17 protein-coding genes are annotated in these 13,099 nt (G+C 72.7%); 2 read left to right on the top strand and 15 right to left on the bottom strand.

Annotation, left to right across the window (positions count from 1 at the left end; genetic code table 11):
* Positions 1–156: 156 nt before the first annotated feature.
* The 7 genes from trpM to hisI all read right to left on the bottom strand — a co-directional run bounded on the left by trpM (position 157) and on the right by hisI (position 4,805).
* Positions 157–366, bottom strand: coding sequence for a tryptophan biosynthesis modulator TrpM (gene trpM, locus CP980_RS24600; protein WP_099893216.1), 210 nt, complete (start codon positions 364–366; stop codon positions 157–159).
* An 8-nt stretch (positions 367–374) separates the two neighbouring features.
* On the bottom strand, positions 375–1,184 hold the full coding sequence (gene trpC, locus CP980_RS24595; protein WP_132755989.1) for an indole-3-glycerol phosphate synthase TrpC: 810 nt from the start codon (positions 1,182–1,184) through the stop codon (positions 375–377).
* A 171-nt stretch (positions 1,185–1,355) separates the two neighbouring features.
* Positions 1,356–1,838 carry a DUF2752 domain-containing protein gene (locus CP980_RS24590; protein ID WP_373312994.1) on the bottom strand — a complete coding sequence of 161 codons (483 nt, stop codon included), beginning with the start codon at positions 1,836–1,838 and terminating at the stop codon, positions 1,356–1,358.
* A gap of 75 nt (positions 1,839–1,913) precedes the next feature.
* On the bottom strand, positions 1,914–2,165 hold the full coding sequence (locus tag CP980_RS24585) for an HGxxPAAW family protein (protein WP_099893212.1): 252 nt from the start codon (positions 2,163–2,165) through the stop codon (positions 1,914–1,916).
* Between the two features lie 96 nt (positions 2,166–2,261).
* Positions 2,262–2,918: a TIGR02234 family membrane protein gene (locus CP980_RS24580; protein ID WP_132755985.1), complete on the bottom strand. Its 657-nt coding sequence runs from the start codon at positions 2,916–2,918 to the stop codon at positions 2,262–2,264.
* 14 nt (positions 2,919–2,932) lie between these two features.
* Complete coding sequence (locus tag CP980_RS24575) at positions 2,933–4,423, bottom strand: anthranilate synthase component I (protein ID WP_150529097.1); 1,491 nt, start codon at positions 4,421–4,423, stop codon at positions 2,933–2,935.
* Between the two features lie 19 nt (positions 4,424–4,442).
* The gene (hisI, locus tag CP980_RS24570) at positions 4,443–4,805 is read right to left on the bottom strand and encodes a phosphoribosyl-AMP cyclohydrolase (protein WP_053786912.1); all 363 of its coding nucleotides are present in this window, start codon (positions 4,803–4,805) and stop codon (positions 4,443–4,445) included.
* Between the two features lie 84 nt (positions 4,806–4,889).
* On the opposite strand from hisI, the gene CP980_RS24565 reads away from it, so the two are divergent.
* Complete coding sequence (locus tag CP980_RS24565) at positions 4,890–5,522, top strand: TIGR03085 family metal-binding protein (RefSeq protein WP_132755981.1); 633 nt, start codon at positions 4,890–4,892, stop codon at positions 5,520–5,522.
* Between the two features lie 74 nt (positions 5,523–5,596).
* Here CP980_RS24565 and hisF read toward each other — a convergent pair whose 3' ends face one another.
* Genes hisF through hisD form a run of 8 tightly spaced genes read right to left on the bottom strand, consistent with a single transcriptional unit; the run spans position 5,597 to position 11,312 of the window.
* Positions 5,597–6,352: an imidazole glycerol phosphate synthase subunit HisF gene (gene hisF, locus CP980_RS24560; RefSeq protein ID WP_099893204.1), complete on the bottom strand. Its 756-nt coding sequence runs from the start codon at positions 6,350–6,352 to the stop codon at positions 5,597–5,599.
* On the bottom strand, positions 6,349–6,738 hold the full coding sequence (locus tag CP980_RS24555; RefSeq protein ID WP_132755979.1) for a RidA family protein: 390 nt from the start codon (positions 6,736–6,738) through the stop codon (positions 6,349–6,351). The genes hisF and CP980_RS24555 overlap by 4 nt, the downstream gene beginning before the upstream one ends.
* Complete coding sequence (priA, locus tag CP980_RS24550; RefSeq protein ID WP_099893200.1) at positions 6,735–7,466, bottom strand: bifunctional 1-(5-phosphoribosyl)-5-((5-phosphoribosylamino)methylideneamino)imidazole-4-carboxamide isomerase/phosphoribosylanthranilate isomerase PriA; 732 nt, start codon at positions 7,464–7,466, stop codon at positions 6,735–6,737. Before priA ends, CP980_RS24555 begins: the two co-directional genes overlap by 4 nt.
* Positions 7,466–8,116, bottom strand: coding sequence for an imidazole glycerol phosphate synthase subunit HisH (hisH, locus tag CP980_RS24545; RefSeq protein ID WP_099893198.1), 651 nt, complete (start codon positions 8,114–8,116; stop codon positions 7,466–7,468). The genes priA and hisH overlap by 1 nt, the downstream gene beginning before the upstream one ends.
* Entirely contained in the window at positions 8,113–8,280 is a 168-nt protein-coding gene (locus tag CP980_RS35245) for a hypothetical protein (protein ID WP_167535875.1), read from the bottom strand. Before CP980_RS35245 ends, hisH begins: the two co-directional genes overlap by 4 nt.
* Position 8,281: 1 nt before the next feature.
* A complete protein-coding gene (gene hisB / locus CP980_RS24540) occupies positions 8,282–8,875 on the bottom strand; it encodes an imidazoleglycerol-phosphate dehydratase HisB (protein ID WP_030155936.1) in 594 nt (197 codons plus the stop codon).
* Positions 8,872–9,993, bottom strand: coding sequence for a histidinol-phosphate transaminase (locus CP980_RS24535; protein ID WP_229907395.1), 1,122 nt, complete (start codon positions 9,991–9,993; stop codon positions 8,872–8,874). The genes hisB and CP980_RS24535 overlap by 4 nt, the downstream gene beginning before the upstream one ends.
* Complete coding sequence (gene hisD, locus CP980_RS24530; RefSeq protein WP_150529096.1) at positions 9,990–11,312, bottom strand: histidinol dehydrogenase; 1,323 nt, start codon at positions 11,310–11,312, stop codon at positions 9,990–9,992. The genes CP980_RS24535 and hisD overlap by 4 nt, the downstream gene beginning before the upstream one ends.
* Before the next feature lie 124 nt (positions 11,313–11,436).
* On the opposite strand from hisD, the gene CP980_RS24525 reads away from it, so the two are divergent.
* Positions 11,437–13,038 carry an oxidoreductase gene (locus CP980_RS24525; protein ID WP_132755973.1) on the top strand — a complete coding sequence of 534 codons (1,602 nt, stop codon included), beginning with the start codon at positions 11,437–11,439 and terminating at the stop codon, positions 13,036–13,038.
* Positions 13,039–13,099 lie beyond the last annotated feature (61 nt).

The following is a 13,099-nucleotide window of genomic DNA, read 5'->3' as shown; positions in this document are numbered from 1 at the left end:
CGCTGCGGGGGTGGGGATGCGTACGGGCGCAGCGGCCCGTGCCCGGGGCCGGCGGCCCGGGGCGACAGGCCGTGAGCGGGTACCGCGCGGGGCGGTACGCCCGCACCGTCGGAAGGCGACGGTGGCGTCAGGCGTACCGGACCGGGGCGGTCCTCGTCACAGCGCGCCTGCGGTGCGCCATCGCATGCCGTTGACCTGACCGGGCTCGGAGCCGATCACGTACCGGACCCGCCGCCCGTGCACGCGCCGGGCCGGGGCGCGGCAGCCGCGGGGGCGGCAGCCGCGCGCCAGGGGCGCGTGCGCCGTCGGCACGCCGGCCGGGCCGTGGCCCGGTCGGGTGCGGACGGTGGGACGGTTGGGGGCCATGGGACGGGTCAGCTCCGTCCGTGGCGCAGGGCGGGGTGGGCGCCGGCGGCGACGAGGTCGGCCACGGCCGCCTTCGGGTCGCGTCCGGTCACCAGGGACTCCCCGACGAGGACGGCGTCGGCGCCCTCGTTGGCGTAGGCGATCAGGTCGTGCGGCCCGCGGATGCCGGACTCGGCGACCTTGACGATGTGGGCCGGGATCTCGCCGACGACGCGCTCGAAGGTGGAGCGGTCGACCTTGAGGTCCTTGAGGTTGCGGGCGTTGACGCCGATGATCTTGGCGCCGGCCGCAACCGCGCGCTCGACCTCGTCCTCGTCGTGGACCTCGACGAGCGGGGTGAGCCCGATGGACTCGGCCCGCTCGATCAGGGAGACGAGGGCCTCCTGCTCCAGGGCCGCGACGATGAGCAGCGCGAGGTCGGCGCCGTAGGCGCGGGCCTCCCACAGCTGGTACGCCGTGACGATGAAGTCCTTGCGCAGGATCGGGATGTCCACGCGGGCGCGGACGGCCTCCAGGTCGGCCAGCGAGCCGCCGAAACGGCGCTGCTCGGTGAGGACGGAGATGACCGCCGCACCTCCCGCCTCGTAGTCGGCGGCGAGCCCGGCCGGATCCGCGATCGCGGCCAGCGCGCCCTTGGAGGGGCTGGAGCGCTTGACCTCGCAGATCACCTTGACGCTGTCGCCGCGCAGGGCAGCGACGCCGTCCTTGGCCTGGGGCGCCTTGGCGGCACGCTCCTTGAGCTCGTCGAGGCTCACGCGGGCCTGCCGTTCGGCAAGGTCTTCGCGGACCCCTTCGATGATCTCGTCGAGCACACTCACGCGAGCGGCCCCCTTCCGGGTCGATGACGGTCGGCCGCCTTGCAGACACGTACAACTGCAAGGTCAGCAATCAAATGGTATCCGCAGGAGGCCTTGCCCTCCGCACGCGGTTGACGGCGTCCCAGGGAATGGACATTCGGAATCCGGGATTCATAAGGGAATCTCCCGGTCTCACGGGGCCAGCGCGGCCCCGAACGGCAGGTTTCGGACCACCGTGAAGACCAGGGCCAGTACCCCGACGGCCCACCAGTACGGCCGCCGCAGGGTAAAGCTCGGGGTCGGACCGCCGCGACCGGCGCGAACCAGCCACAGGATCATGAAGCCCGCGAAGACGAAGTAGCCGGCGACGGCCAGGGCATTTGCCCCCAAAGCGGTGATCAGGTCGCCGTGGGCGAAGGCGTGCGCACTGCGCAGACCGCCGCATCCGGGGCACAGGATTCCGGTGAGCCGGAATAGCGGGCAGACCGGATAGTGGCCGGGTTCATTCGGATCCACGGTGCCCACGTACGCAAACGCCAGGCCCGCCGCGGCCAGCGTCAGCCCCGGCGGGGCCAGCCGCCGGACGAGGCCCTGCGCGGGCGCGGGCGCGGACTCGGGCACGGGCGGCACGGGCGGCACCGGCGGCACGGCGTAGGGGCTGTGAGGGGCGTCCACGCGCTGATTGTCTCCGCTCATGACAAAAGGCGCAGCCCCACGGGGCCGCGCCTTTCGGGGGTGTGCACCGACCGGTCAGACCTTGGCGGCGGCCTTGTTGGAGGCGATGACCACGGCCAGGTCCTCGTGGGCGGCCTTCGGCATGCCCATGCCCGCGGCCTTCATCGCCAGACCGACCACACCGCCGAGCGCGACGACGACGAGACCGGCCCAGAACCCGAGCGGGTTGGCGAGCACCATGAAGGCGCCGGAGATGCAGAAACCGATGAAGGCGATGATGACACCGGTCCAGGCGGCCGGGGTGTGTCCGTGGTTAGTGCCCGCCATGAGTTGCTCCTCGTTTGCTCTGTCGCAGTGCGGTTCAGAAATCGCAGTGTGTCGAATGCTCGGTGCTCATTGTCCCGCACCGGCAGGGGTGCGTGGTCAGCGGGTGGGGTCCTCGCCGCGGTCCAGGGCCTTCCACAGGTCCTCGGGCCGGTCGGGGTCCACCGTCGCCGCCTTGCGGGGCCGGGGGCTGCCGTCCCGCTCGTAGCGGCCGCCCATCGCCGGCCAGCCGCCGCCGAACCGCAGGGCCAGCAGTCCGGCGAGCAGGATCAGCGCCCCGCCGGCGGCCGTGACGTACGGCCAGGCCGTGTGGGTCAGCGCCCCCACCTGCGCCGCGGTGTCCGCGGCCGTACGGGCGGCCTGCTCGTCCAGCGCCCGCCGGTCGTCCGCGGCCAGTACGGCGGCCAGCGCCGCGCCCAGCCCGCTCAGCGCCAGCAGCCCGGAGACCAGCAGCCGGCTCCTGCCGCGTACGGCGAACACGGCCACCAGGGCCGCGAGGCCCACGATGGCCAGGGCCGCCGGCAGCCCGGTGACGGCCCGCCCGTCCGCGGTCAGCGGCAGCGAGCCGCCCCCGACGGCGGCGGTGCCCCGGGCCCAGACGCGGCCGGAGGCGAGCAGGACGACGGTGGCGCCGAGCGCTCCGAACAGCAGGGCGACGGCCACGCTGCGGCGGCCGCCGCGAGCGTCCGGGGCCTGCGGGGCATCGGGGGTGTCGGCGTCGTTTCGGGGTGGGGGTACGGCACTCACGCACCCCACTATCCCCTACCGCGTCACGCGCCGTTCAGCCGGTTCGCCGCTCCCACCGCGCGCAGCACGGCGGCCGCCTTGTTGCGGCACTCCAGGTCCTCCAGTTCGGGCACCGAATCCGCGACGACCCCGGCGCCCGCCTGGACGTACGCGGTGCCGTCGCGCAGCAGCGCCGTGCGGATGGCGATGGCCGTGTCGGAGTCCCCGGCGAAGTCGAGGTAGCCCACGCAGCCGCCGTACAGGCCGCGCCGGGTGGGCTCCAGCTCCTCGATGATCTGCATGGCGCGCGGCTTGGGCGCGCCCGAGAGGGTGCCGGCCGGGAAGCAGGCGGTCAGCACGTCGAAGGCGGTCTTCCCCTCGGCGACCCGGCCGGTGACCGTGGAGACGATGTGCATGACGTGCGAGTACCGCTCGATCGACATGAAGTCGACGACCTCGACCGATCCCGGCTCGCAGACCCGGCCGAGGTCGTTGCGGCCCAGGTCGACGAGCATCAGGTGCTCGGCGCGCTCCTTGGGGTCGGCCAGCAGCTCCTCGGCGAGCTCGTGGTCCTCCTGCGGGGTGGCCCCGCGGTGGCGGGTGCCGGCGATCGGGTGGACCATGGCCCGCCCGTCCTCGACCTTGACCAGGGCCTCCGGGCTGGAGCCGACGACGTCGAAGCCGTTCTCGAAGCGGAACAGGTACATGTACGGGGACGGGTTGGTGGCCCGCAGCACCCGGTAGACGTCCAGCGCGGAGGCCGCGCAGGGCGTCTCGAACCGCTGCGAGGGCACCACCTGGAAGGCCTCGCCGGCCCGGATCCGCTCCTTGATGTCCTCGACGGCGTCCTGGTACTTCTCGCCGCCCCACAGGGCCGAGAACTGCGGGAGCTCCGAGGCGGGCAGCGGCGTGGGCGTGTACGGGGCGGGGCGCGCGAGGTCGGCCTCCATCGCGTCGAGCCGGGCCACGGCGTCCGCGTACGCCTCGTCCACGCCGGTGTCGAGGTCGTTGTGGTTGATGGCGTTCGCGATGAGCTGGACCGTGCCGTCCCAGTGGTCCATGACCGCCAGGTCGGAGGTGAGCAGCATGGTCAGCTCGGGCAGCCGCAGGTCGTCGTCGGTGTGCTCGCCGATGCGCTCCAGGCGGCGCACGATGTCGTAGCCGAGGTAGCCGACCATGCCGCCGGTGAAGGGCGGCATCCCGGCGGCCAGGTCGCGGGGCGTGTGCAGGGTCTGGACGGTGGCGCGCAGGGCTTCGAGCGGGTCGCCGTCGGTGGGGACGCCGACGGGCGGGGTCCCGATCCAGTGCGCGCGACCGTCCCGGACGGTCAGCGTGGAGGCGCTGCGCACCCCGACGAAGGAGTAGCGGGACCAGGAGCGGCCGTTCTCCGCGGACTCCAGGAGGAAGGTGCCCGGGCGTTCGGCGGCCAGCTTGCGGTAGAGCCCGACGGGGGTGTCACCGTCGGCCAGCAGCTTGCGGCTCACGGGGATGACGCGGCGGTCCGCCGCGAGCTTGCGGAACGTCTCAAGATCCATGGGGTGGGACCCTACCTACCTATTCGGCCAGCGGAAGGACATCGGCGTCGAAGCAGGTACGGGCGCCCGTGTGGCAGGCGGCGCCGACCTGGTCGACCTTGACGAGGAGGGTGTCGGCGTCGCAGTCGAGGGCCACGGACTTCACGTGCTGGAAGTGGCCGGACGTGTCCCCCTTCACCCAGTACTCCTGGCGGCTACGGGACCAGTACGTGCAGCGGCCGGTGGTCAGGGTGCGGTGCAAGGCCTCGTCGTCCATCCAGCCGAGCATGAGCACCTCACCGGTGTCGTACTGCTGGGCGATGGCCGGGACCAGGCCGTCCGCGGAGCGCTTGAGCCGGGCGGCGATGGCGGGATCGAGGGAGGACGTACTCATGGGGGCCATTGTGCCGCGCCCGGACGGCCGTGACGGATCACCGTCCGCCTGATGGGCGGGCGAAGCGGGGCCGCCGGTCGTAGGGTGGCCCCCATGTCTACCCATGCGAAGCGCGAACGCCTGCTGCTGGCGGACCTGTTGGAGGCGGCGGGGCCGGAGGCGCCCACCCTGTGCGACGGCTGGCGAGCCCGGGAACTGGCGGCGCACGTGGTGGTCCGGGAACGCCGCCCGGACGCGGCGGGCGGTCTGCTGCTGAACGTCCTCAAGGACCGGCTCGACAAGGCGATGGCCGAGTACGCGGCCAAGCCGTACGAGGAACTGATCCAGCTGATCCGCACCGGGCCGCCGAAGATGTCCCTCTACTCGGTGAAACAGATCGACGAGGCGGCCAACGCGGTGGAGTTCTACGTCCACGCCGAGGACGTACGGCGCGCCCAGCCGGACTGGTCGCCGCGCGCGCTGGACCCGGTCTTCTCGGACGCCCTGTGGTCCCGCCTGGAGAAGCTGGCCCGGCTGACGGGCCGCCGCTCACCGGTGGGGCTGGTGCTGCGCCGCCCGAACGGCCAGACGGCGGTGGCGCACAAGGGCACCCCGGTGGTGACGGTCACCGGTGAGCCGGGCGAGCTGACCCTCTTCTGCTTCGGCCGCCAGGACGCGGCCGCGGTGGAGCTGGACGGCCCGAAGGAGGCCGTCGCCAAGCTGACGACGGCCAAGCTGGGCATCTAGACGGCCAGGCCGGGCACCCGGGGGTCTCCGGCGGATCCGCGCGGGGCCGGCCGGCCCCGCGCGGCGGTCGGCGGTCAGCGGACCGGGTGGCCCGCCTCGCGCAGGGTGTCCTTGACCTGGCCGATGCGCAGGTCGCCGAAGTGGAACACCGAGGCGGCGAGCACCGCGTCGGCGCCGGCCGCGATCGCCGGGGCGAAGTGCTCCAGCCGCCCGGCGCCGCCCGAGGCGATCACCGGGACCGTGACGTGCCTGCGCACCGCCGCGATCATCTCGGTGTCGTACCCGTCCTTGGTGCCGTCGGCGTCCATCGAGTTCAGCAGGATCTCCCCGGCGCCCAGCTCGGCCGCCCGGTGCGCCCACTCGATGGCGTCCATGCCGGTGCCCTGGCGGCCGCCGTGCGTGGTGACCTCGAAGGAGCCGGTGGCGGTGCGGCGGGCGTCCACGGACAGGACGAGCACCTGCCGGCCGAACCGCTCCGCGATCTCCCGGATCAGCTCCGGGCGCGCGATGGCGGCGGTGTTCACGCCGACCTTGTCGGCGCCGGCCCGCAGCAGCTTGTCCACGTCCTGCGCGGTGCGGACGCCGCCGCCCACGGTCAGCGGGATGAAGACCTGCTCGGCGGTCCGGCGGACCACGTCGTACGTGGTCTCGCGGTTCCCGGAGGACGCGGTGATGTCGAGGAAGGTCAGCTCGTCGGCGCCCTCGGCGTCGTACAGCTTGGCCATCTCCACCGGGTCGCCCGCGTCCCGCAGGTTCTGGAAGTTGACGCCCTTGACGACGCGGCCGTTGTCCACGTCGAGGCAGGGGATCACGCGTACGGCGAGGGTCATGCGGAGGCCTCCTGAACCGGGCGGTACGCCTCGACCTCGACCTCGACGACCATCGACGGGTCGACGAAGCCGGAGACGATCAGCATCGTCGCGGCGGGCCGGACCGCGTCGAACAGGAGCTTGTGGGCGCGGCCCACCTCGTCCACGTCGCGGGCGTGGGTGAGGTACATGCGGGTGCGCACCACGTCCTCGGGGCCGAGTCCGGCCTGGGCGAGGGCCTTGAACGCGACGCCGAACGCGGCGACGGTCTGGTCGTACGGTCCGCCCGCGTCGCCGGCGGTGCAGCCGGAGACGAGCACGAGCCCGTTCGGGAGCTGCACGGCGCGCGAGTACCCGATGACGTCCTCGTAGGGGCCGCCGGAGGAGATGCGACGGACGGAGCTCATGCGGAGACCACCTTCAGGGCTTCTTCCAGCGTGAATGCCTTCGCGTACAGGGCCTTGCCGACGATCGCGCCCTCGACGCCCGCCGGCACCAGCTCCGCCAGCGCCCGCAGGTCGTCCAGCGAGGAGATGCCGCCGGAGGCCACGACCGGCCGGTCGGTGGCGGCGCACACGTTCTTCAGCAGCTCCAGGTTGGGGCCGGTCAGCGTGCCGTCCTTGCCGATGTCGGTGACGACGTACCGGGCGCAGCCCTCGGAGTCCAGGCGCGCGAGGGTCTCGTAGAGGTCCCCGCCCTCGCTGGTCCAGCCGCGGCCCTTGAGGGTCGTACCGCGCACGTCGAGCCCGACCGCGATCCTGTCCCCGTGCTCGGCGATCGCCTTGGCGGCCCACTCGGGGGTCTCCAGGGCGGCGGTGCCGAGGTTGACGCGGGTGCAGCCGGTGGCGAGGGCCGCGGCGAGCGAGGCGTCGTCGCGGATGCCGCCGGAGAGCTCGACCTTGATGTCCATGGCACCGGTGATCTCGGCGACGAGCGCGCGGTTGTCACCGGTGCCGAAGGCGGCGTCGAGGTCGACGAGGTGGAGCCACTCGGCCCCGGAGGCCTGCCAGGCGAGGGCGGCCTGGAGCGGGGACCCGTACGAGGTCTCGCTGCCGGACACCCCGTGCACGAGGCGGACGGCCTGGCCGTCGCGGACGTCGACGGCGGGCAGCAGTTCCAGCTTGCTGGCGGTCATCAGAGGGTCTCGATCCAGTTGGTGAGGAGCTGGGCACCGGCGTCGCCGGACTTCTCGGGGTGGAACTGGGTGGCCCACAGGGCCCCGTTCTCCACCGCCGCGACGAAGGGCTCGCCGTGGGTGGCCCAGGTGACCTTGGGGGCGCGGATCACCGGGTTGGTGACCTCCAGGCTCCAGTCGCGGACCGCGTACGAGTGCACGAAGTAGAAGCGGGCCTCGTCGTCCAGCCCCTTGAAGGCCTGGCTGTCGGCCGGGGCGTCCACGGTGTTCCAGCCCATGTGGGGCACGACCGGGGCGCGCAGCGGTTCGACGGTGCCGGGCCACTCGTCGAGGCCCTCCGTCTCCACGCCGTGCTCGATGCCGCGCTCGAAGAGGATCTGCATGCCGACGCAGATCCCCATGACGGGCCGGCCGCCGGAGAGCCGGCGGCCGATGATCCAGTCGCCGCGGGCGTCCTTGAGCCCCTGCATGCAGGCGGAGAAGGCGCCGACACCGGGGACGAGCAGCCCGTCGGCGTCCATGGCCTTGTCGTAGTCGCGGGTGATCTCCACGTCCGCCCCGGCCCGCGCCAGCGCGCGCTCGGCGGAACGTACGTTTCCGAAGCCGTAGTCGAAGACCACGACCGTCTTGGTCGGTCGGGCTGCGCTCATTCCCAAATCCCCTGGATCCGCAGGACTCCGGCGGCGAGGCACATCGCGGAGCCGATGGCGAGCAGGACGATGACCGACGCGGGCATCTTCTGCTTCTGGAAGGAGTAGACGCCGCCGGCCAGGAAGAGGCCGAGGACGATGAGGATGGTGTTCAGGCCGTTCACGCTAGAGGGCGCCCTTCGTGGAGGGCAGGATCCCGGCGGCGCGCGGGTCGAACTCCGCCGCGTAGCGCAGGGCGCGGGCGAGGGCCTTGAACTGGCACTCCACGATGTGGTGGGCGTTGCGCCCGTACGGGACGTGGATGTGCAGGGCGATCTGGGCCTGCGCGACGAAGGACTCGAAGATGTGCCGGGTCATCGTCGTGTCGTACTCGCCGATCATCGGCGCCATGTTCTCGGGCTCGGTGTGCACGAGGTAGGGGCGGCCCGACAGGTCGACGGTCACCTGGGCGAGGGACTCGTCGAGCGGCACGGTGCAGTTGCCGAAGCGGTAGATGCCGACCTTGTCGCCGAGGGCCTGCTTGAAGGCGGCGCCGAGGGCGAGGGCGGTGTCCTCGATGGTGTGGTGGCTGTCGATGTGCAGGTCGCCGTCCGTCTTGACCGTGAGGTCGAAGAGGCCGTGGCGGCCGAGCTGGTCGAGCATGTGGTCGTAGAAGCCCACGCCCGTCGAGACGTCGACCTTGCCGGTGCCGTCGAGGTTTATCTCGACGAGGACCGAGGTCTCCTTCGTGGTCCGTTCGACCCGTCCGATGCGGCTCATGCGTGCTGCTCCTTCTTCAGTGCGCGAACCGCTTCCAGGAACGCGTCGTTCTCCGCCGGGGTGCCCGCGGTGACCCGCAGCCATCCCGGTACGCCGTTGTCCCTGACCAGGACACCCTGGTCGAGGATCTTCCGCCAGGCGGTGTGCGAGTCCTCGAACTTCCCGAACTGGATGAAGTTCGCGTCGGACTCGGTGACCTCGTAGCCGACGGCCCGCAGCTCGGTCACGAGGCGGTCCCGCTCGGCCTTGAGCTGTTCGACGTAGCCGAGCAGGGTGTCGGTGTGCTCCAGGGCGGCCAGCGCGGTCGCCTGGGTGACGGCCGACAGGTGGTACGGCAGGCGTACGAGCTGGACGGCGTCGACCACGGCCGGGTGTGCGGCCAGGTAGCCCAGGCGCAGCCCGGCGGCGCCGAAGGCCTTGGACATGGTCCGGGAGACCACCAGGTGGGGGCGGCCCTCGATCAGCGGCAGCAGCGAGTCGCGGTGGCTGAACTCCACGTACGCCTCGTCCACGACGACCAGGGAGGGTTTGGCCGCCTGCGCGGCCTCGTAGAGGGCGAGGACGGTCTCCGCCTCGACCGCGGTCCCGGTGGGGTTGTTGGGCGAGGTGATGAAGACGACGTCGGGAGCGTTCTCGGCGATGGCCTGCCCGGCCGCCTCCACGTCGATGGTGAAGTCCTCCCGGCGGGGACCGGAGATCCAGCCCGTGCCGGTGCCGCGCGCGATCAGCGCGTGCATGGAGTACGAGGGCTCGAAGCCGATCGCGGTCCGCCCGGGCCCGCCGAAGGTCTGCAGCAGCTGCTGGATGACCTCGTTGGAGCCGTTGGCGGCCCAGACGTTCTCCGGCCCGACCGGGTGCTTGCCGGTGCGGGTGAGGTACGCGGCCAGCTCGGTCCGCAGCTCCACCGCGTCCCGGTCGGGGTAGCGGTTGAGGGTGCGGGCGGCCTCGGCGACGCGCTCGGCGATGCGCCGGACCAGCTCCTCGGGGAGCTCGTACGGGTTCTCGTTGGTGTTCAGCTGGACGGGCACGTCGAGCTGGGGGGCGCCGTACGGGGTCTTGCCGCGGAGCTCGTCGCGGATGGGGAGGTCGTCGATGCCGACCTGGTCGTACGAGGTCACTGGCCGGGCACCTTCCATCCGAAGCGGGCCTTGAGGGCCGCGCCGTGCGCCGGCAGGTCCTCGGCCTCGGCGAGCGTCACCACGTGGTGGGTGACCTCGGCGAGGGCGTCGCGCGTGTAGTCGACGATGTGGATGCCGCGCAGGAAGGACTGCACGGACAGGCCGGAGGAGTGGCAGGCGCAGCCGCCGGTGGGCAGCACGTGGTTCGATCCGGCGCAGTAGTCGCCGAGCGAGACCGGGGCCCACGGGCCCACGAAGATCGCGCCGGCGTTGCGCACGCGGGCCGCCCAGGCGGCGGCGTCGGCGGTCTGGATCTCCAGGTGCTCGGCGCCGTACGCGTCGACCACCTTGAGGCCGTCCTCCAGGCTGTCGACCAGGACGATCGCGGACTGCTTGCCCGCGAGCGCCGGCTTGATCCGGTCCTCTACGTGCTTGGTGGCCGCGACCTGCGGCTCCAGCTCCCGCTCGACGGCGGCCGCGAGCTCCTCGGAGTCGGTGACGAGGACGGCGGCGGCCAGCGGGTCGTGCTCGGCCTGGCTGATGAGGTCGGCGGCGACGTGGACCGGGTCGGCCGTGGAGTCCGCGAGGACCGCGATCTCGGTCGGGCCGGCTTCGGTGTCGATGCCGATGCGGCCGGTGAAGTAGCGCTTGGCGGCGGCGACCCAGATGTTGCCGGGGCCGGTCACCATGTTGACCGGGAGGCAGTCCTCCGTGCCGTACGCGAACATCGCGACGGCCACGGCGCCGCCGGCCGCGTACACCTCGTCCACGCCGAGGAGCGCGCACGCGGCGAGGATCGTCGGGTGCGGCAGCCCGCCGAACTCCTTCTGCGGCGGGGACGCGAGCGCGATCGACTCGACGCCCGCCTCCTGCGCCGGTACGACGTTCATGACGACGGAGGACGGGTACACGGAGCGGCCGCCCGGGGCGTACAGGCCCACGCGCTCGACCGGAACCCACTTCTCGGTCACGGTCCCGCCGGGGACCACCTGGGTGGTGTGCTCGGTGCGGCGCTGCTCGCGGTGGACGATCCGGGCGCGCCGGATGGACTCCTCCAGCGCGGCGCGCACGGCCGGGTCCAGCTCTTCGAGGGCGGTCTTGAGGGCCTCGGCGGGGACCCTGACCTGCTCCAGCGTGACGCCGTCGAACTTCTGCGCGTACTCGATCAACGCCGCCGTGCCGCGATGATGGACGTCCTCGCAGATGGGCCGCACCTTCTCCAGGGCGGCTTCCACGTCGAACTCGGCACGGGGCAGCAGATCGCGCAGGGCGCCGCCCTCGGGGAGGGCGTCACCGCGCAGGTCGATACGAGAGATCACCTCCCAATTCTCTCAGACCGTCTCCCGCCACCGTCCGCCCGTATCACTGGCTGATACACGCCCCGGATGTCACGGGCGCCCACTAGCGTTCCCTTACACGTATGCGCAGCGGAGGGGGGCCGCCATGGCGGAGGCACGGGCGGGCGAGCAGCCCGCGGATCTGACCGATCCCGAACGCCGTATGTGGCAGGCGTACCGGACCGGCAGCGTCTGCGATCTCAGCGCCCGCGCCGCCAACGAGGACGATCCGCACGACAGCGGGCGGACCTGGGGCGCCGGGCGCAGCGTCCGCGCCCAGGTGGTGGCGCTGCTGCTGCTCCACGGGCCGCCGCCGGTGCCGGGCCGGGTGTCGGCACTGAAGCTGCGCGGTGTACGGATCACGGGGCGGCTGGACCTGTCCGGGGGGACGGTCCAGCCGTACGTCGAACTCCAGTCCTGTCGCTTCGACAGTGAGATCCAGCTGTCGGAGACCCGGTTCATCACCCTGCGCATGATCAACTGCGCGATACCGCGGCTGGACGCCTCCCGGCTGCACACCGAGGGCGATCTGCACCTGCCGCGCTGCCGGGTGGCCCGCGGGATCCGGCTGACCGACGCGCAGATCGGCACCGACCTGCTGATCAGCCAGGCCGTGGTGCGCCGGGACGACAAGGGCCGGGCCATCGCCGCGGACGGCATGTCGGTGGCCCAGGACTTCCAGGGCGAGCTGCTGGAGACGGACGGGGAGGTGAGCCTGCGCGGGGCGAAGGTCGGCGTGTCGATGAACCTGCGCGGGGCCCGGCTGCGCAACCCGCACGGGCGGCGCGCGCTGAACGCCCCGCAGCTGACCGTCGAGCGGACCCTGTACCTGACCTCGATCGCCCTCGACTACGTCCTGGGGGACTCCGGCTCCTCCACTCCCCCGTACGGGCTCGGCCAGACGCCCACGCGCGGGCAGCGGGCCCAGCGCTTCGAGTGCCGGGGCGGTCTGCGCCTGGACGACGGCCGCTTCGGCGACGCGGTCGACTTCTACGGCGCCCGGTTCGTCCTGACCGCGGAGCAGGAGGTCTCGCTGCGCCGGATCCAGACCCCGGAGCTGCGGTTCGTCGGCGAGCGGCCGGAGCGGGGCCGGGTGGTGCTGTCGGGGGCGAAGGTGGTCAAGCTGGTCGACACCTCCACCAGCTGGCCCGGCCCGGGCGGGGTCTCGATGGAGGGGTTCGCGTACGAGAACCTCGCGCCCCGCGGCCACTTCCCGCTGGCGCGCCGGCTGGACTGGGTGGCGGCGGCCACCCCCGAGTACTCGCCGGAGCCGTACGAGCGGCTGGCCTCCGTCCTGCGCGCCAGCGGCGAGGACGCGGACGCCCGCGAGGTGCTGCTGGCCAAGCAGCGCCGGCGCCGGGCCACCCTGCCGCCGGCGCTCAAGGCCTGGGGGTACCTGCAGGACTGGACGGTGGCGTACGGGTACCGCCCGGGCCGGGCCGCCCTGTGGATGGCGGTGCTGTGGGCGGCGGGCGGGCTGCTGTTCTCCCGGCACCAGCCGCCCCCGATCAAGGCGGACGAGCACCCGCACTGGGACGCCGCCCTGTACGCCCTGGACCTGCTGCTGCCGGTGATCGATCTCGGCCAGGACGGCCAGTGGAACGTGGAGGGCGGCTGGCAGTGGGGCTCGGCGGCGCTGGTCCTGCTGGGCTGGACCCTGGCGACGACGGTGGCGGCGGGAGCCTCACGGCTGCTGAGGCGGGGGTGAGCGCGCGGAGTGCGGACAACTGAGGTGACAGCCCCTGCCCCCCGGCCACTACCCTGTGCCT

It is taken from the genome of Streptomyces vinaceus (assembly GCF_008704935.1).
In the GTDB taxonomy this organism is placed as follows: Bacteria; Actinomycetota; Actinomycetes; order Streptomycetales; family Streptomycetaceae; genus Streptomyces; species Streptomyces vinaceus.
Note: the sequence above shows the minus strand (reverse complement) of the source record. Positions and strands in the feature narration are given on the sequence as shown.

Excerpts from the sequence above, each read along its gene's own strand:
- trpM (WP_099893216.1), bottom strand. The coding sequence starts at position 366 with ATGGCCCCCAACCGTCCCACCGTCCGCACCCGACCGGGCCACGGCCCG.
- CP980_RS24585 (WP_099893212.1), bottom strand. The coding sequence starts at position 2,165 with ATGGCGGGCACTAACCACGGACACACCCCGGCCGCCTGGACCGGTGTC.
- CP980_RS24575 (WP_150529097.1), bottom strand. The coding sequence starts at position 4,423 with ATGGATCTTGAGACGTTCCGCAAGCTCGCGGCGGACCGCCGCGTCATC.
- hisI (WP_053786912.1), bottom strand. The coding sequence starts at position 4,805 with ATGGCCCCCATGAGTACGTCCTCCCTCGATCCCGCCATCGCCGCCCGG.
- CP980_RS24565 (WP_132755981.1), top strand. The coding sequence starts at position 4,890 with ATGTCTACCCATGCGAAGCGCGAACGCCTGCTGCTGGCGGACCTGTTG.
- hisF (WP_099893204.1), bottom strand. The coding sequence starts at position 6,352 with ATGACCCTCGCCGTACGCGTGATCCCCTGCCTCGACGTGGACAACGGC.
- CP980_RS24555 (WP_132755979.1), bottom strand. The coding sequence starts at position 6,738 with ATGAGCTCCGTCCGTCGCATCTCCTCCGGCGGCCCCTACGAGGACGTC.
- priA (WP_099893200.1), bottom strand. The coding sequence starts at position 7,466 with ATGACCGCCAGCAAGCTGGAACTGCTGCCCGCCGTCGACGTCCGCGAC.
- hisH (WP_099893198.1), bottom strand. The coding sequence starts at position 8,116 with ATGAGCGCAGCCCGACCGACCAAGACGGTCGTGGTCTTCGACTACGGC.
- hisB (WP_030155936.1), bottom strand. The coding sequence starts at position 8,875 with ATGAGCCGCATCGGACGGGTCGAACGGACCACGAAGGAGACCTCGGTC.
- CP980_RS24525 (WP_132755973.1), top strand. The coding sequence starts at position 11,437 with ATGGCGGAGGCACGGGCGGGCGAGCAGCCCGCGGATCTGACCGATCCC.